Raw genomic sequence first — 17,940 nt, 5'->3', positions numbered from 1 at the left:
ATTGAATGGTGAATCCGTATTTGGTAACAATCGAGAGTTTATGTCAAACGGATAACTTTTTACTAGTTTCAAGGATAGGGGGAAAAACTAATGGCTTTTTTATTTGCTATATTGGCTTTTTTATTTATGTTGTTTTTCTTAAGTACATTCCGTGCTCTTATTAATAAAGAAAATAGTACTCAATTAACTATTATTACATCATTACTTTTTGGGGGGCTATTTTGGGTATGTCTTCTAATTTGGTCTTAATAGAGTTTTTGAACTAACGGGATTGAAGTTGATTCTACGTTTAAAGGAGAAATGAAACGTGACCAAACTAAATATGGATTTTTTATTGAAAGCGATTGAGCAGAAAGACAAGGAATTAAAGCAAGCAGAAAAGGATGCATTTTCCTTAGAAATCACTGATCCAAAATTCGAAGAGAAGTACAATAAACTTGAAAAAATAAGGCAGGAAGTAATGGATTTAAATTTACAGGTAAGCAATTTAAGTAGTTTAAGAATATAAAGATCAACGATTGCACAGACAACAAAAAGAGGAAAATAAAGCCTTGAATATTACACGAAAAGTCGGAATTCCTGCAATATATGTAAGTAAGGTGCGTAAGCGTTACAGACTTGTAGGAGGTAGGTTTCCATGATTACGGACTTAAAACGTGATATAATCGCTATTACTCTAATCGTGTTCATTATTGGCGGAATCGCCTTTAAAACCTATATGCCCGATGCATTCTCAAGCAAGCCCGCACCGACTTTATCACTTGAAGAGGCAAGCGAGCGCCTAGAGCGAATTATTTCGAATGACGGAACGTATATAACCCGCTTCGATAGCCACGCCCTAGAACCTGTGGTATATGAGGCGTTAGCACACACGGTAAATGATTACGGGGCTTCGAATGATATGTTATTTGTAGCAGAATTAGTGGAGAAATATAATGACGATGGGATCGTGGAAAATTTACGCGAAGCGTTAGTGATAGTAAACGATATAAAAGAGAGAAATTTATAAATAAGACCCAGCCACCTTATGCTGGGTCTTCGTTTTATTAGAGTATAGGCCACGGAATCTCACGTGAGTATTCGAGCCTAGAGGCGCAGTAAAACTATTTATTCCCTATCTACAGATGCATATAGGAATATAGTTAAAGAGAAAGATTATAACATGATTGACCACATGGAGGGCAACAACTCCATGTGGTTTTTTTGATTAAAGATATTTCAAACTTGACTCATCATGTTTTATTAGCAGTAAACGCAGCAATTATCACTTAGGATACTTTTCTGATAAGCCACAAGAGTCGAGAAAGTGCTATGAAATTGACGGAAAATGGATAGAGATAATTTTTCTAAGGCGATATGATAAGGGAGGACTTTATTTCAAGGGAGAAATGGCGATGAGTATGATTACGTTAAGGTTTTGGGCTGATCTACCGTAAGTTTCGGAGGCAGCACTTTTGTGGTGTGCCACATGAGCTGAATGTATAGAAGTTTGATTTGTAATGGCAGCAAGTTGGCTGAAATATAGATTTTCTGCCTAATCATCTAATGAAATGAAAATCATTCCAGAAAATACTAATAATCAGCGGGAAAAGAATTGTCTAGGACATATGGGACCATGGCTGGCCAAAGCTGAGTTTACCGAACTGGCTGAACACCTCGGTGGACAACAAACGCCGGTGTCTATCAAATTGCCTCCGATGACTTTGAATCCAACGGACGAGAGGGCAATCAAACTAATTGAAACAATGTTCAGCGATCTTTTGCCACATTTTATATCCGATTATGTCAATATTAATCTGGATGAGCCGTTTGGGCTTGGCAGCGGAACACCGTTTGAGCTGGATTACCAATATGACGAAATGCTGAAATGGATTGAGCAGCGAAAACTGGAGCTTGACGGGGTACAGCTTGAAATCGAGGATGCGGATACGGTCGTTGCTGAACTGGCAAATGCGATTCGTCTCATCGAGCAAGGTTCCGCTCTGCACCGGTTAATCTTCCAAATTGATCTGCCTGACATCGATTCAGAGAAATCGTGGATCAAGAAGCAGAAGGCAGAACTCCTTGTTATTATCAAGGAATTTGATCGACTGTGGCTGCTTCGCAACCGGAAAGGCGGACTTGCTGCAAGCAACAGCAAGCTGCATAAGCTGCTCGGTCAATACGACGAGCGGTTGCAAGAGCTGGAGGCGGGACTAGCGTAATAGTTATATCGATGCTGTTCAAAAAGTTGTAACGGCTATATTACGCCCCATTTGATAGGCCACTCCTATTAGAAGAAGACACTAACTTCACAAACCATGTGGAGATGGTGTCTTCTTTGTTTGGAATACGGAGCTTCGTACAGAGCCTTCCCTTTATCATAGGAGACGCTTTTTTGTGAGTTTAGGACAATCTGAAACTTCCACGTAAAGTAAGTCTCAGGGTACTGACTTATTTCCTTAACTCCATACTCGTTATTATTTTACTCCGAACCGTTCACAGGTACCCAGCCAGTCAGCAGGGCTCCACCTTCCGAATGGTTTTCTGCAGCAAGCTCGCCTCCGTGACGCCTAATAATCTTTTGTGCAATCGTCAATCCTAACCCGCTGCCTCCGGTTAACCGATTCCTAGATATTTCACCACGATATAATGGTTCAAACACTCGCTGCAGCTCTTCCAAAGAGAAACCAGAGCCTGTATCCTGGATTGTAAATTTCATGTTTCTGCCATCATGATCACATTGGACTACAATTTTTCCTCCGGGAGGGGTGTGCCTAACGGCATTATCCAAAAGATTATTTATGGCGCGTTCCAATAAATGCATGTCGCCGCTAATGATGCAATCGTCTGTTAAATGACTGGATATTGAGATGTGTTTTTGCTGAGCTAGAGGATTTAGACTATCAATCGACTTCCGAATGACTGTCGTGAGATCAAAAGTGTTGTTGCTTAGTTTTTCCTCCAAATACTCCATCTTTGTAAATGTGAATAGATCCTCAACCAGCCGATCCAACTGAGTTGATTTTTCCTTGCAAACAGCCAAATATTTTGCCGTTTTCTCAGGTGAATGAGCAATTCCTTGTTCCAGACCGTCCAAATAGCCTCTTAATGCAAACAACGGTGTTCGTAAATCATGTGCGACGGCTGCAATCACAAATCGACGTTCTTCCTCGAGCCTTACTTGCTTCTGATTAGATGTTTGAAGGCCATTCACCATTACTTCAAAACCATCACTTACTTCGGCGATTTCAGTGATTCGGGATATGGGTAATCGCACACCCCAATCTCCTGCATCAATTTGTCTCACTGCAAGACTCATCCTCTCTAGTGGCTTTAGTATGAACCTTCGCATTTCGATACCAATAATAAAGAATGCCAAAAACAATCCGACAATCATTGAAATGAATTGTACTGTATTTGTCTTCGGCACATAAAGGACGAACTTTCCAAGTAAATGACCGTCCTCTAAGAGAGTAAACCGCTCGGTGGTTGTCGAAAAAGCGCTGTGGGAGTTCATGTTGGACCGGAAAATTTCCTGATCTGACGATGATACTATAACCGCATTCATATTCGCTTTCCGTAATTGGGTTTGCAACTCTTTTTGCCAATTGGGTTCCGTCCATTTGTCTGTGTTCGATTCAATCAGGAGAGTCATTTCGGCTAAATGTTTTTGTAGAGTCTCGTTTTGTGAATCGCTTCTGTCCAAGCTGAGCGTATTTGTTTCCAAGAAATGGGCGGTAATATAAAAGATCCACGGCAGTGAAAGGAGAAGGAAGAAACAAAGTAAAGTAAACGTGCGAATGCGAATGGACCTCATTTTATCCTCCCTCGAAGCGATACCCAATTCCCCATACATTGATGAGGTACCGTGGATGGTTTGAATCGGGTTCAATTTTGTCACGAAGCCGGCTTAGATGAACCCGAATCGTATGCTTGTCGCCTACCCCTTCCCAAAACTTTTCAAGTAATTGTTCAAAGGAAAAAACATGCCTGGGATGTTCCATAAACAATCGCAGCAGCTCATATTCCTTAGGTGTGAGCACTACGTTTTGCCCTTCCACTAATACTTCTCTTGAGGACAAATTTATCTTGATGCGACCATAATCCAAAATTTTTTCATCCAAATGCTGCGGGGAAACGGAACGCCGCAATACAGCTTTTACCCTAGCAACAATCTCTCCTGGGGAAGCGCTTTTGACGATATAGTCATCGCCGCCGAGTGTCAGACCTCGAATCTTGTCCACATCATCGCTGCGGGCACTTAAGAAAAGGATTGGAACTTTGCTCTCCTTCCGAATACGACGGCATAACTCGAATCCGTCTTGCCCGGGCATCATGATGTCAAGAACGATGCAATGTACCGTGTTTTGTTGGAACAATGTCCATGCTTCAGTGGTGTCGTTAGCAGTTACCACTTGAAAATGATCATTTTCCAAAAAGTCACTCAATAGTTCAACGATACTTGGGTCATCGTCTACAACGAGTATCGTATTAAATAAGCTCATAAATATCCCACCTTCCAAACCAGTTTATCATTTTTTTTACCGAAACAATCGAATTCCAATGTTTTGTGATGGTTCATTTATAGTTTTGTGATTATTTCACAACCATGATTGAGATATTGTGCTGTTATGATTTTATTACGAACGATTTTTATTGAGATGAGGAGGAAGTATTTATGTTAAATGTTCAAATTGTGCTTTTTGAAGGCTTCGACCTTCTGGATGCCATAGCACCTTACGAGGTTTTTTGTGCTGCCGCGATGCTTGCAGACAAGGCATTACACGTAGAATTTGTCACTGCCGAAGGGCCGAGGTTCGTGACTAGCGGTATCAATGGGTTGAAAATTGAAGCAAGCGGCAGTCTAAACACGGCAACGCAGGGGATCATTCTCGTTCCAGGAGCATCCGGTGAGGTAGAAGGAGATGGCCCCGACTCGATTCCGGTTATTCTAAGCCGTGCTAAGAACACGGCATTAACAGGTTTGATGGAACAGGCTCTCATGCAAAAGGACATCGTAGTCGCAACGGTATGCGGAGGTTCGCTGATACTTGCGATGGGAGGATTGCTGGAAGGCAGACCAGCCGTAACGAACCATCTCGGTATGGATTTACTTGGAGCAACTGGAGCTGTTCCCGTCCCAGCACGCGTCGTGGATGATGGCAACTTGGTTACCGGCGGCGGCGTAACCTCCGGTATTGATGTAGCTCTTTACTTGGTGGAACGTGAGCTTGGACCGCGTATCGCGCATGCGGTAGAACAATTATTCGAATACGAACGAAGAGGGACAGTTTGGAGAGAAACAGGGAGGACGCCTGGCAGCCATAAAACAATGGAAAGTGAGGAGCCGAACGTAGCAGCAGACACAGTTGAGATGAAGAATGAAGTTTTTGACAATCACATGATACAGTCATCTATCTTCGAAGGGGATTGGGATACGACAATCGCTACGCCAGTCGGGAAAATGCAGGTCAAGCTCTCGATAACGACTAGAGGGGGTTTAATTCAAGGCATGGCAACTCAAGGGGACGAAACGGTAGAAATGATGAACCCTATGCTTGAGAATAATAAGCTTAACTGGTCGCTGCGAATAACAAAACCTATGCGCTTAAATCTAAAATTCGAGGTGTCCGCCAAAGGAGACAGCCTGACTGGAACGGCTAAAGCAGGAATTTTACCGGCATCCAAATTAACTGGCAATCGAATTTCCTTTTCCGGAATGATGTAGAGGTACAAACGATATGAGCCGCGGAGGGAGTAGTATTGGAACAAGAAACGAAACGAAACGAAAATTATTATTTGGCATATTATCCTGTGTTAGCATTCTATTTATTCTTTACGCTTTGGCGAAAAATTATATGATCGATCCCGGTGCAGAGGGCTTTCTTAGCCAAAAAATCGGGCTTAGGCGAACGCTTAATCTTCCAGTCTGGTTAAATGTGATGCATGTTCATGTTGCATTTGCCTGTTTAGCTATGGCGTCGGGGCTGCTCAACTTTTCTAGCTTTATTTTCGAGAAAAGCCGTAAGCTCCATCGCATAAACGGCTACGTATATATCGTGTCTGTTCTTATTGTGGTGCTGACTTCAGGATATTTGGCACCTTACTCCACCGGGGGGAAAACCAGCAGTATGGGGTTCAACATGCTAAATATAATATGGCCGATTATTACGATTACAGCGCTCGTACAAATTAGAAAGAAGCAAATGATCCGGCATCGGAACTGGATGATCCGAAGCTACGCGTTTTGTTTTACGAATATGTTGATTCATCTTGTCACTTTTCTTTTTGAACAGGTGTTTGGTTACGGTTACGCTGATAGCTATACCATAGGAATCTATATCACCCTTGGGTTGCTGCTGCTTATTCCAGAGGTCATTATCAGAACAATCAATAAATCCAAAGAGGATTTGAGAAATAAATAAAAAATGGATTGGGTTTAATCATACGTTTAAAAATGGAGTGTACCACCAATCCTGTTTGGGCTTTCACCTTGAAAAATATTAGAAATTAATGTTTCATCTAAGCGGAAATTAATTGCATGTTGTGAAAGCCCTTGTCTATGAACTTATAATCTCACAGTTAACGTTTCATTATGCGAATTCTGAAAAGCATTGTGGAAATCATATCAATTTGAAAGAAGAGAATGGTTTATAAAATTGTCCTCGTTCGATTATGTTAAATTAAGTTAACATTGCTTGTTTGTTGGATTGAAAATAGAAAAAATAAGCGATTCATAATTATAGAAATGTCTCTGTTTAAGATAAATTGATCAACCACCTCATTGTTGATGGCTGCTGGTTAGTATGGCTGTTTCCTTGTTAAACTAATGGGCAGTTTAGTGCAGCTTGTTACGTTAATTTTGACACCATACCGAACTTAAGACTATTCTTATGAGTACTTAAGATTCGCTGTATTTGGCAAAAGGCAGGCATCAAATCACAACCAATATTAATGAATATATAAAAATAGATAGAGGAGGTCCTTAAGGTTGAAGTCTCATAACGCTGATCGTATTAAAATACCGCCAGGATTTTGGATAGGATTACGTCAATTAGGAATTGCCCCTCATGACGTAGCTCGTAAAGCACGATTGCCGCTCACCATTATTACTGAATCAGTAGTTACCACCGCTCATTATTTTGCGATCTGGCAGGCTTATTCCGATCTCATTGGCGACACTGCAAAAGGAATTATCAAGCTTGCGACCATCTATGAAACAGCGCAATATCCACCGACCGTCTTAGCTACTTACTACGCTCGTGACTATCGTGACGCTTTAAACCGAATGGCTCGGTACAAACAAATGTGCCCACCCGAAAGCCTGCGTATTACTGAGGAAGGAGAGCATTGTACAATCGAACTGGAATGGCTGCATACGGAGCAATCAGGTCCGCCGCTTCTGGTGGGCATCACTTTGGCATTTCTGCTGGAGCTAGGGCGCCGGGGAACAGGTCAACAGCTGACAGCGCGGGTAGTCGAATTTTCACAATCAATGGGCGATGTACAAGCTCTTGAAGCTTATTTTGGCTGCCCAATCCGAATGGATGCAAAATATAACCGTTTGACGCTGCATCGAAGCGATCTGGATCGTCCTTTTGTCACGTACAACGAAGAGTTGCTGGAGATTCTGACTCCTGTTTTAGACCGATCGCTCAATGAACAGCAAAGCAGCCGCTCTATAACTGAAATGGTCAAATGGATTCTAAAACGCAGCCTTACAGGTGGGCGCCCCGATATTCAGGTTGTCGCGAAGGAACTTGGTATGAGCGATCGTACCTTGCAGCGACGGCTTACCGACGAAAATACGAGTTTCAAGCATGTTTTAACAAAAGCTAGACATGAGCAGGCACTAGAGTACTTGGCAAATCCCTCGCTTGATATTAAGGAAGTCGCTTTTTTGATTGGATATGAAGACCAAAATTCATTCTACCGTGCCTTCCGACTTTGGGAAGGTGAGACTCCTACAAATTGGCGTACGGAACATTTAGGTACAAACCCGTTAGCAGAATGACGGCTAGGATTGCCGATTATATAAAATTCCCAACCATTTAAATAAATAGAGAGCTAGTATTTATTGCGTTTTTTTATTTGGCGTGTTAAACGAGTACATTGGCGCGAGATGCTAGTTACTATCCCATTCAGACAAGGTAATATTATCACTATCCTCATTACAAGACTGTTTTAATCATGACTGTTAATCAGCTTGTCGTGAATGAATAAGTAAATGAAAAGGGAGAAATTTAATATGGATATGGGATTAAAAAATAAAACAGCTTTAGTTACGGGATCAACGAAGGGTATAGGTAAAGCAATTGCTATTGAACTTGCTAAAGAAGGTGTCCATGTACTCATTAATGGTCGAAATTACGAAGAGGTGGAACGAACTGTAAATGAAATCAAATCAGATTTCCCGGCTACCTCACCTCAAAATGCTACAGCCGATATTGTGGATATTGCGCAAAGAGAAGCTTTATTCGAAAAATACCCCAATATTGATATATTAGTAAATAGTATGGGCATCTATGAAATGATGAAATATGAAGACGTTGACGATGAGATTTGGGAAAAATACTTCCGTACGAACGTACTTGCGGCAAATGGATTATCTAAATTTTATTTACCTAAAATGCTGAAAAATGATTATGGCCGCATTATCTTTATTGCGAGTGAAGAAGCAATTATGCCTTCAGGACAAATGCCTCAGTATTGTATGACAAAATCAATGCTATTATCATTGTCCAAAAGCTTATCCAAATTAACAGTTGGAACAGAAGTTACAGTGAATACGATCCTGCCAGGACCAACACTCTCTGAAAATGTGCATCAAATCATTGAGGGCATATACTCAAATGAAGATATGACTTTTTCAGAAAAAGAGAAAAATTTTATGACTACAAACCTGCCTCAATCTGAAATACAACGATTTATCAAGCCTATTGAAATAGGTAGACTAGCTGCATTTTTATGCAGTCCTTATGCATCCGCATTTAAAGGCTCTCCAATCCGTATGGATGGGGGAATGGTACCGACTATTTTTTAATAGGTTTACGATTTGAATGATTGATTCTCATTTCATTTGGAATTGATGTAATAAAACGTTAGAATTATTTTGAGAAGATATGGTAAGTACTCTTTCTTCAGAAGATTCATAGAATTGAGAGGAGAATGGGAAATGGATCTATCTATTAGTAAACGGCATGCCTCGCTACGAGAGGCTGAAAGCAAGGCGGAACAACTATTCAAGGCGATCGAAGATCAAGGAATTATTCGTCCTGATGTGACTGAAAAGCAAATAAATCGTGAAATCTATCAATTGGCATTCGAGATGTTTGGTATTAAGAAATACTGGCATAAACGAATCGTGCGAGCTGGAAAAAACACGTTGTTCCCATATAGAGAAAACCCGCCTGATCTGATTGTTTCCAAAGATGATATTATATTTCTGGATTTCGGTCCAATTTTTGAAGATTGGGAAGCTGATTTCGGAAGAACCTTCGTCCTAGGAGATGATCCAGCAAAAATAAAACTGAAAAATGATATTGTGGAGGCCTGGGATGAAGGGAAGGCCTATTTTCAGTCTCAATCTGCGATTACAGGTAGTGAACTTTATACCTATGTGAGTCATTTAGCTTTAAAATACGGATGGGAGTTTGGAGGTCCGCATGCGGGTCACCTTATTGGTGAATTCCCTCATGAAGTAATACAGGGAGAATCCGTTGAAAACTATATTCATCCTGATAATCATATTCCAATGAGAGATCCGGATTCGAATGGTAATCCTCGCGATTGGATTTTGGAAATTCATTTTGTGGACAGGAAGCTGGAAATTGGCGGTTTTATAGAGCAATTATTAACCGTTGATTAACTGTAGGTATGGAAAATATAGTTAAACTACAGAGTAACTACAAAAGGCTGCCGAGCTTATCGGCAGCCTTTGTTGGTAACTTGGTGAATTTTCTTTTCAAGGATTTATTTAGAAATCAGCTATAATCTTAAATCTTAAGATGTGTAGGTTCTTCCAAGGCCAAGCTGTGTAAGCAACTGCCTATAGGCAATTGAAGTACGATCAGCTGGAATATGGGCTTCGGCCATCAAATCGAGGGGTAAATCTTCTGGTGTTTGGGATTCAACCATTTCTCGATCTTCCTGAAAAACTTGCAAATTAAATTTAATCGTATCTTCAATCGGAAGCTCTTTATCAAAATTCCGTGAGATTGGACAAAATAAACGAGTGTAACGTGCTGAGACTGGAGATGCGCAGTTCAAAATCATGAGCTTTCCGTCATTTGGGAAATGTACAGTTAGTGAGGCCGCGAAAGGTGCAAATACACGAAACGCGCGAAGCCACATGAATCCTTCAGGAGCGGGATTTTCCTGGCCTTTACCGTAATTGCTGACGGTGCTCCAATAGTCCGCCTGAAGCTGATTCCCGTCGCGCGTTACTTTGTATTGTGGAACTTCTGTGTTATTGCGGTCTCCGAACGTCTCCGTATGCACGTATGCAAAATGAGAAACATCTAAAAAACCTTCCATTTGGCGTCCTGCCGAACCAGCAATATCAAAGCTAGGAGGTAATATATTAATAAAATCCGGATCGTCCCACCCAGAGAACGGCGGAATTTGTTCGTCTACAGCGGCTAAAGATGTCCAGATCAGCCCATACCTTTCAATAACCGGATACATGATTAATTTTAGTTTGGGCGATATTTTGGAGTCAGAATGGGCTGGAACGGCAGTGCATACCCCATCGCAGTTATATCGAAACCCATGGTAAGGACATACGATTTCATCGTTTTCAATCCAACCCTTGCTCAGAGGTGCTCCACGGTGAAAGCAGAGATCACGAGCAATCACGACTTTGCCGTAGCTGCTGCGGTAACAAACGAGCTTTACATCAAGCAGCTTCACAGCAACTGGTTTATTTGTTACTTCTTCAGCAATGGCCACAGGATACCAGAACTGAGAAAGAACATTCCAATCATTTAGTGTAAATGTACAATCACGAGGGTATTGCAATGCGGATTCAACATGCGAGTTTGGCTTATTCATACACAATCGCTCCTTTAGAATGAATGATTAGGCTGAACGCAATAAAACCCCAGGCTTAAGAGGCGCGTAGTGAAATAGATCTAATTTTTCTGAAATGAAAAAATTAGAGTATCTTCACTAACGGCCTCTTGTAGCCTGGGGCAATTTACGGTTGCCTGGTCGAGACGCTCACACCAATTTATGAGCTTATACAAGAGAAGTTCATGTTAGATTACTTAACATGAACTATGTGTTTATTCTATTCTGGAAGAAGCTTTTTGTCAATTCTGTTATTTAAGGAGTTATTCTAAGCAGAGCCATTCCAGTTTATGTTCAGCCAAAAAAGGTCGCCAGCATATTTATTTCAATAGCTATCTTGCATTCCTAGTCCTTTAATAGCAATATATTATTAATTGGATTGAGAATAAGATTAAGCTGAAAGAAAGCACGATTTGTTTAAAAAAATGCTGTTAAACGGAGGAAAAACATAGTGAAAGCAGACCCTCTACAGCAATATTTTTTGATGAGTTTTAGATTCGATAAATCAACACCTAAAGAGTTTGGATTAAAAAGGAGTGCTGAAAACGGCTTCTATATTTGTCCAAAGGATAATTCTTTATGGGTTCAACGAGATCTATATGATTTCGGTTGGGGAAATGAGACGGGGTTTGTTAGATTGCCTGAATGCGACTTTGAACAGCTATGGCATTTAATGATGGAATCAGGCATTCAAGAAAATAGGTATGGTTCAGCAGCGGAAATATTAAGGCAATATGCTGACGAATTACTCTCAAAAATTTATCCCATTATAAGTGATCCACTTTATAGTAATGACTATTCATTGAATGACGCATTAAAAATATTAGAATTAAATAGACCCTACAATAGAAGCAGTATACTTGGGAAATCACAAGAACAAATAAAGGAAGACTATAAAAAGTGGCTCTATATTAGTAAAAAAATAAACCTGTAAAGCGGCGTCATGAAAGCTTAATTGCGCATTGCTTTTGGGACATGAGTTTATTATGGACATGATGCTACATTGTCTATGGGTTGATTATCCCGTCAACTCGCCATATGCTTATCTTACATTCATGTTAGGAGGGATCATTATGGAATTATTAATTATGTCATTTAATCTTCGTATCCATGTTGCGGAGGATGGGGAAAATGCTTGGCCTAACCGTGTCGAAGCGGCTGCAGAAGCGATTAAAGCGTCTGGAGCTGCCGTTGTATGCACGCAAGAAGGAAGCTTGCCCATGCTGGAGAGCTTGAATGCGCTGCTTCCCGAATATGAATGGATCGGGGAGGGCAGACTCGGCGGCGAAGAGGGGGAGTTTTGCGCGATTTTCTTCCAGAAAGATAGGCTGAAGCCAGTCGAAAGCGGCACATTCGGATTGTCTGAACGGCCGGAGCAGCTTGGCTTTCAAAGCTGGAACACCGCTTGTCCACGCATTTGCACTTGGGTGAGGCTGGGGCAAATCGACGGGCAGGAATATCTGATTCTGAATACACATCTGGATCACATAAGTGAGGAAGCAAGAATAAATGGAGCTATGCTCATCTTGGATAAGATGAATATTACCAGTGGAGCATCGGCGATTCTAACAGGTGATTTCAATTGTGAACCGGAAACCAAAACGATTCAAACTCTGATCCAAGCAGGGCTGCGTCATACATACACCAATCCTGATGTACATCCCGGCTGCACTTATCATGGTTTTGAGGGCGGCGAAGAAGGTGAGCCGATCGATTATATATTCGTTACGCCGAATATTCGGATCGTGTCAGCGAATGTCGACAAGGGCAAGTACGATGGCAAATACCCATCAGATCATTATCCAATTATTGCTACTCTGCAGGTATAGCATACGAACAATAAAAGAGTGGATGGACAGGAAACTGCCAAAATCCATTCTTTTTTTATATCGCTCGCTAGGAAATCATCAGTTGAAATAGAAGACTGGTCTAATTTGATAGGTGGTGTTACATTTGCTAACAGACAAATTATTCTAGGGTTCTTATTAAACGCCTCGGTAAGCTTGAGAAAAATCAGTTGAGAAAAAGATGGAAATCTTGTAGTGTAAATAATACCATTTATCCAGCTACCCGATGATGAGTGGTTATTCAAAACTAATATCGATACCAGCGCATAGGAGGTGAAGTGGAACACGATGGATCTCCAATATGATCCGACTGTATGGCAAATTAGTTTATTTGAGATGACGCTAAGACTATTATTGGCTTTAGTACTTGGCGGTTTGATTGGTCTAGAACGTGAGCTTGGCGGACATTCCGCGGGTTTCCGGACGCACATTTTGGTTTGTCTTGGTTCGGCTGTCATTGTACTGTTATCCATGTATGGATTTTCTGATTTCGCCGCAGAACCGAATGTTCGTTTAGATCCAGCTCGGTTGGCAGCGCAAGTAATCAGTGGCGTCGGTTTTCTCGGTGCGGGTACCATTATGCGAAATGGGTTTGGTGTTTCCGGATTGACTACGGCAGCCTCATTGTGGGTATCGGCAGCAATTGGACTTTCTGCTGGTGCAGGATTTTACTACGGCGCTGTCATAGCGACCTTCTTGGTGGTGGTGAGTTTGTTTTTATTGAACAAGGTTGAGAAACTTTTCTCCCGAACGAAAAAAGTACGCGAGTTGTTAATAAAAATGGATAAAACATCAGCTGGTCTTAATCTTGTTTTGATGCATTTGAATCAAAGCGGACTGCAAATCAGCAAGCTCACGATAAACAACGACGAAGAGGAGGAGCGGCTAAGTGATCGGCATTTAACGATTCGCATTCAGTTGAAATTAAAGAAAATAAAAAACTATGAGGTATCTATCGCAGCGTTAGCTCATATGGATGGGGTACTAAGCTTGGAAACGGAAGGCGTCTCCGCCTAATTTGAAAGCGGAATCATTTTAATTTTAGAAAGAGGAGGCATGGCATGCATAACACGATGGTAGCAGCCCATACGGGATGTGGTGTTTATCCGGATAACACAATGGCATCATTTGAAGAAGGCATTAAATTCGGCGCAGATATCGTAGAAGTCGATGTACGCATAACCCAAGATGGTATTGCAATCCTTCTGCATGATGATTCACCTTATCTTCACTCACACACCTTCGAACAGTTGAATAATCCGGATATACGGCCGCTGCTCGATCCGATTTATAAAGATCATGAAATTGCGACGTTGGAACAAGTGCTTCAGCTTTCGGCTTCGCTAGGAATCAAATTGAATTTGGATATAAAAACAGTAGAAGCTATTGATCCGACGGTAGGGCTTATTCACCAGTTTAAAGCGCAAAAACGGGTTTTCATTACAGGATGTTCCGATAACATTACGGTAAGATACCCGGATATTCAAGTCATGCTGAATACGCCGGACGATTTGACTTTGGAACAAATGGAGCGATATGGCGACTTCGCGGAGGCCGTATGCAGGGAAGCTAAGCAAGCTGGATACGCAGGGCTCAATATGAATGGCTTTACTTGTCTTCCGCCAATCGTAATTCGAGCGCACGCTTTAGGTTTGAAGGTATGGGTTTATACTGTGAACTTTCGGTCAGCAATGGAATGGTTTCTGAGGATGAAAGTTGACGCCATTACTACACGTTCACCCATGGATCTAATCGCACTTAAAAAAGAATGAAATTAACTGTAGCCAATTGAAAAAAAGTTTGGTATAATCCGTTCATGGTAAGCGCTTACTTTAAGAGGCGCACTTTATTTTAATCTTCATGGTATCGCTTCCAGAAAAAGCAGTTTCAGATTAAGACGCTCATAGTCAACATGGAAGAAGGTGAATTTTGTTGCAGCTCTTGATACCAATGAGTGAATGAATCTTAACAAAATATTTACCTATAGATAACAAATAATGGTTTAAGAAACAAGTTTTTGTTAATACAATCGGTCTAGGATGAAAAACTGTTACTCGGATAAGAGGGTGATTGGTTAAAATTTATGTAATTGAAATTTTATATGGTATCGCTTCCAGACAGTAATCAGAAAGAAGGTGACTTTCAACTTATGAAGCAAATGACCGTACCAATGAAGCGAAAAAACAGTGGTATCGTTTTATGGAGAAAAATGTTGGCTCACAAATATTTATATTTCATGTTGTTGCCATGTGTTGTTTTCTTCATCATTTTCAACTATATTCCGATGGCCGGCTTGTTGTTAGCCTTCAAGGAATACAAGTTCAATGAGGGCATCTTAGGAAGCCCATGGGTTGGCTTGGATTATTTCAAGCAATTTTTTAATTCCTATCAAAGCGGAGAGTTGATTAAAAACACACTCATCATAAGTTGTATGAAATTGTTTCTATACTTGCCGTTTCCGATTATTCTTGCACTTATGTTTAATGAAGTTCGCTCAAAATGGTTCAAAAATGTTTCTCAGAGCTTGCTGTATTTGCCGCATTTCCTCTCGTGGGTTGTCGTCATCGGCTTAGTTCAACGTATACTCGCTCCTGATACTGGCTTGTTGAATCAGGTAATAACGAATATGGGCGGCGACGGAAGTACATTCTTTATGATGGATTCGGATTACTTCTACCAGATTATGTTCGGAAGCCATGTATGGAAGTCTATTGGTTGGGATTCGATCATCTATGTCGCAGCGATCTCAGGAATTAATCCCGAAATGTACGAAGCGGCTAAAATTGATGGGGCAAGCAAATTCCGAGAGGTTTGGAATATTACGCTGCCGTCCATCACACCGACAATTGTAATCCTCTTTATATTGTCTCTGGGCAGTATATTATCCGCCGGGTTCGACCAGATTTATTTGCTCAAAACACCGGGTAATGCACCGCTCTCTGATATTTTGGACACTTACATTATCCGAGTTGGCTTGCAAGGCGGTCAGTACGGATACGCGACAGCCGTGGGCATGCTGCAAGGATTAATTGGATTGATCTTGGTTGTATTCGCGAACCGAGTTTCCCGAAAGGTTTCTGAAACATCCTTATGGTAGCTTAATTCTGATAACGTTACCATAGTTGCTATGCGAAAAGGTTTGCATGACCATCCACTTGGTGGGAGACGTCTTCTGGCGTGTTTCATAAAATCATTTTAGAAAAGGGGAACAATCGCATGAGTAAGAAATGGGCAAAGTATTTCGCAATACCTTTGGTGACAGCGATGCTGATCGCCGGCTGCTCGAATGGCAACAAGAACAATAATGAAACACCTGCTCCTGGCGGGACAGATGAGGTTTCACCTACAACAGAAGGGAAACCGGCTACATGGATTGCTGATCGTAAAATCAAAGGTCTTGTATTCATGGGTACCGACGATTACACAGAAGATATGAACCCGGAAATTAAAGCGAAAATAAAGGAGCAAACGGGGATCGACTTTGAAATTGAAATCATGAAAGCCGAAAAATCCATCGATGGCTTGATTGCAGGCATCGCTGCAAACGACTTGCCGGATTTCGTTGCTTTCTACCTCAATAACAGTGGTAGACCGGAAATGCCTGTTGTCTTGAAAGCGGCGCGCGAAGGTATGTTCACTGATTTGACTCCGCTTATGAAAGATACGAAAGTGTACAGCAAATATTTGCAAGATGACTATTTGCCGCTTGATACGAAATACGGCGTTATGTTCCGTCCTGAGTTTAACGGCTCTTCTTATTTCGTTCATATGAATATCAATCGACAAGGCGGTTATCTATCTAACAAATACGTAGGCGGCGCTTATATCCGTAAAGATATTGCTGACTCACTAGGAATCGACCCGCGCACAATCAAGACGTCGGATGAAGTGTATGAGCTGGCTAAGAAAATTAAAACCGGTAACTTCAAAGACAACAATGGTAGTCCAGTGATTCCAATCGGTCCATCATTTTGGGGAGGTAAAGATGTTTCAGCCGCTTTCAAGGATCTGCAGTGGGGCGAAGACGACCAGCGAATCAAAAAATCGAAAGACGGTCAAATCCTTCATGAAGCAGAAACCGAATATCCTATGAAGAAAGTAGAGTATTTCCAAAAGCTGCTTAAAGAAAAGCTTATTCATCCCGAGTACTTTACGATAGACGAAAGCCGCGCAACAGAGGGCGCTTTGAATGGCTCATGGGCGATTATCGGTGATGCCCACAACTATCAAGAGTTCAACCAAGATATGCATTACCTACCGCTTGGACCAATTAACAACGTAGACGGGCCTTACCAAATGCAAGTTAGCTTTAAGTCCGGCTACAGCGCTTGGGCGATCCCAACTACAACGAAAAACCCGCAAGAGATTGTTAAATTTGCGGACTACTTAGCTAGTAAGGAAGGAAAACTTATTTGGAAATACGGTTTGGAGGGCCGCGATTATACGCTCGGCGCAGACGGTTTTCCACTTGTGAAACAAGAAGTGTTGGATCTGAAAGCAACAGATCCGAACGAAGCGAAAAAGCTCGGCTTCCAAGGCGTCGGCAACTCATGGGGCGATATTCTAGGCGGCACGGACACCGATAACTTGGCTGATTTCGGGGAAATGCAATATGGCGACAAATTGAAAAAAGAAGACAATAACGGTGCTCTAAAACTAATCGAATATTGGAACTTTGAGGAAAAGTACAAAAATGCGAAGATCATTGACAGCTACGTACCTACCGCGTTCCTTGGTGAATTTGATAGATCTTCAGAACTTAAAGCGGCTTTGGACGCTTACAATGAAACTTTGATCCGCGCTTATTACGGCAAGAGTCTTGATGAAGCTAAGAAAATGTTGGAAAGCAACTTGAAACAATTGAAATCAGCAGGATTGGACGATTATTTGAAGCTTCTCGCAGAAAAAGATGCCGATCCAAAAACGGACGTAAACCTGAACGATTAGAGACTAGGTTCAACATTTAGAAGCAGAAAATTAGTGGAAGAGGCAAGGCGATTTTATCCGCACCTGGGTAAAAACGCCTTTCCTTCAACGGAGG

General features: G+C 41.5%; 17 protein-coding genes and 1 riboswitch. Of the genes, 14 read left to right on the top strand and 3 right to left on the bottom strand.

Translation table 11 applies throughout. From position 1 onward, the window contains the following. Window positions 1-307: 307 nt before the first annotated feature. The 3 genes from AC1DPK_RS06755 (at window position 308) to AC1DPK_RS06745 (ending at window position 2,204) form a co-directional block, all read left to right on the top strand. Window positions 308-508, top strand: a complete 201-nt coding sequence (locus AC1DPK_RS06755; protein WP_477509749.1) for a hypothetical protein — start codon at window positions 308-310, stop codon at window positions 506-508. A gap of 129 nt (window positions 509-637) precedes the next feature. Next, complete coding sequence (locus AC1DPK_RS06750; RefSeq protein ID WP_477509748.1) at window positions 638-1,009, top strand: hypothetical protein; 372 nt, start codon at window positions 638-640, stop codon at window positions 1,007-1,009. Window positions 1,010-1,607: 598 nt separating this feature from the next. After that, window positions 1,608-2,204 carry a hypothetical protein gene (locus AC1DPK_RS06745; protein WP_477509747.1) on the top strand — a complete coding sequence of 199 codons (597 nt, stop codon included), beginning with the start codon at window positions 1,608-1,610 and terminating at the stop codon, window positions 2,202-2,204. Between the two features lie 260 nt (window positions 2,205-2,464). Here AC1DPK_RS06745 and AC1DPK_RS06740 read toward each other — a convergent pair whose 3' ends face one another. Together AC1DPK_RS06740 and AC1DPK_RS06735 are read right to left on the bottom strand one after the other, a co-directional pair. After that, window positions 2,465-3,799 carry a sensor histidine kinase gene (locus AC1DPK_RS06740; RefSeq protein WP_477509746.1) on the bottom strand — a complete coding sequence of 445 codons (1,335 nt, stop codon included), beginning with the start codon at window positions 3,797-3,799 and terminating at the stop codon, window positions 2,465-2,467. Between the two features lies 1 nt (window position 3,800). Continuing rightward, window positions 3,801-4,487, bottom strand: a complete 687-nt coding sequence (locus AC1DPK_RS06735; protein WP_477509745.1) for a response regulator transcription factor — start codon at window positions 4,485-4,487, stop codon at window positions 3,801-3,803. A gap of 173 nt (window positions 4,488-4,660) precedes the next feature. Here AC1DPK_RS06735 and AC1DPK_RS06730 point away from each other — a divergent pair, with 173 nt between their 5' ends. The 5 genes from AC1DPK_RS06730 to AC1DPK_RS06710 all read left to right on the top strand — a co-directional run bounded on the left by AC1DPK_RS06730 (window position 4,661) and on the right by AC1DPK_RS06710 (window position 9,850). Continuing rightward, on the top strand, window positions 4,661-5,710 hold the full coding sequence (locus tag AC1DPK_RS06730) for a DJ-1/PfpI family protein (RefSeq protein WP_477509744.1): 1,050 nt from the start codon (window positions 4,661-4,663) through the stop codon (window positions 5,708-5,710). Between the two features lie 13 nt (window positions 5,711-5,723). Beyond that, window positions 5,724-6,407 (top strand): DUF2306 domain-containing protein, encoded by a 684-nt coding sequence (locus AC1DPK_RS06725; RefSeq protein ID WP_477509743.1) that lies wholly within the window; start codon window positions 5,724-5,726, stop codon window positions 6,405-6,407. A gap of 566 nt (window positions 6,408-6,973) precedes the next feature. Further along, on the top strand, window positions 6,974-7,996 hold the full coding sequence (locus tag AC1DPK_RS06720) for a helix-turn-helix transcriptional regulator (protein WP_477509742.1): 1,023 nt from the start codon (window positions 6,974-6,976) through the stop codon (window positions 7,994-7,996). A 234-nt stretch (window positions 7,997-8,230) separates the two neighbouring features. After that, window positions 8,231-9,025, top strand: a complete 795-nt coding sequence (locus tag AC1DPK_RS06715) for an SDR family NAD(P)-dependent oxidoreductase (RefSeq protein WP_477509741.1) — start codon at window positions 8,231-8,233, stop codon at window positions 9,023-9,025. Window positions 9,026-9,157: 132 nt separating this feature from the next. Further along, window positions 9,158-9,850: a M24 family metallopeptidase gene (locus tag AC1DPK_RS06710; protein ID WP_477509740.1), complete on the top strand. Its 693-nt coding sequence runs from the start codon at window positions 9,158-9,160 to the stop codon at window positions 9,848-9,850. A 134-nt stretch (window positions 9,851-9,984) separates the two neighbouring features. On the opposite strand, the gene AC1DPK_RS06705 is transcribed toward AC1DPK_RS06710, so the two are convergent. Then, a complete protein-coding gene (locus tag AC1DPK_RS06705) occupies window positions 9,985-11,034 on the bottom strand; it encodes a Rieske 2Fe-2S domain-containing protein (protein WP_477509739.1) in 1,050 nt (349 codons plus the stop codon). A 111-nt stretch (window positions 11,035-11,145) separates the two neighbouring features. Then, window positions 11,146-11,248, bottom strand: a riboswitch (purine riboswitch). Window positions 11,249-11,503: 255 nt separating this feature from the next. On the opposite strand from AC1DPK_RS06705, the gene AC1DPK_RS06700 reads away from it, so the two are divergent. The 6 genes from AC1DPK_RS06700 to AC1DPK_RS06675 all read left to right on the top strand — a co-directional run bounded on the left by AC1DPK_RS06700 (window position 11,504) and on the right by AC1DPK_RS06675 (window position 17,846). Then, on the top strand, window positions 11,504-11,986 hold the full coding sequence (locus AC1DPK_RS06700) for a hypothetical protein (protein ID WP_477509738.1): 483 nt from the start codon (window positions 11,504-11,506) through the stop codon (window positions 11,984-11,986). A 139-nt stretch (window positions 11,987-12,125) separates the two neighbouring features. After that, a complete protein-coding gene (locus AC1DPK_RS06695) occupies window positions 12,126-12,881 on the top strand; it encodes an endonuclease/exonuclease/phosphatase family protein (RefSeq protein WP_477509737.1) in 756 nt (251 codons plus the stop codon). 306 nt (window positions 12,882-13,187) lie between these two features. Then, the gene (locus tag AC1DPK_RS06690) at window positions 13,188-13,916 is read left to right on the top strand and encodes an MgtC/SapB family protein (RefSeq protein WP_441874948.1); all 729 of its coding nucleotides are present in this window, start codon (window positions 13,188-13,190) and stop codon (window positions 13,914-13,916) included. A 44-nt stretch (window positions 13,917-13,960) separates the two neighbouring features. Next, a complete protein-coding gene (locus tag AC1DPK_RS06685; protein ID WP_477509736.1) occupies window positions 13,961-14,671 on the top strand; it encodes a glycerophosphodiester phosphodiesterase in 711 nt (236 codons plus the stop codon). Window positions 14,672-15,048: 377 nt separating this feature from the next. Then, window positions 15,049-15,996, top strand: coding sequence for an ABC transporter permease (locus AC1DPK_RS06680; RefSeq protein WP_441875547.1), 948 nt, complete (start codon window positions 15,049-15,051; stop codon window positions 15,994-15,996). A 119-nt stretch (window positions 15,997-16,115) separates the two neighbouring features. Beyond that, window positions 16,116-17,846 (top strand): extracellular solute-binding protein, encoded by a 1,731-nt coding sequence (locus AC1DPK_RS06675; protein ID WP_477509735.1) that lies wholly within the window; start codon window positions 16,116-16,118, stop codon window positions 17,844-17,846. Window positions 17,847-17,940: the final 94 nt, after the last annotated feature.

The organism is Paenibacillus sp. 01T424 (assembly GCF_056398745.1).
The sequence above is the reverse complement of the archived record's forward strand: the minus strand, read 5'-3'. Positions and strand labels throughout refer to the sequence as shown.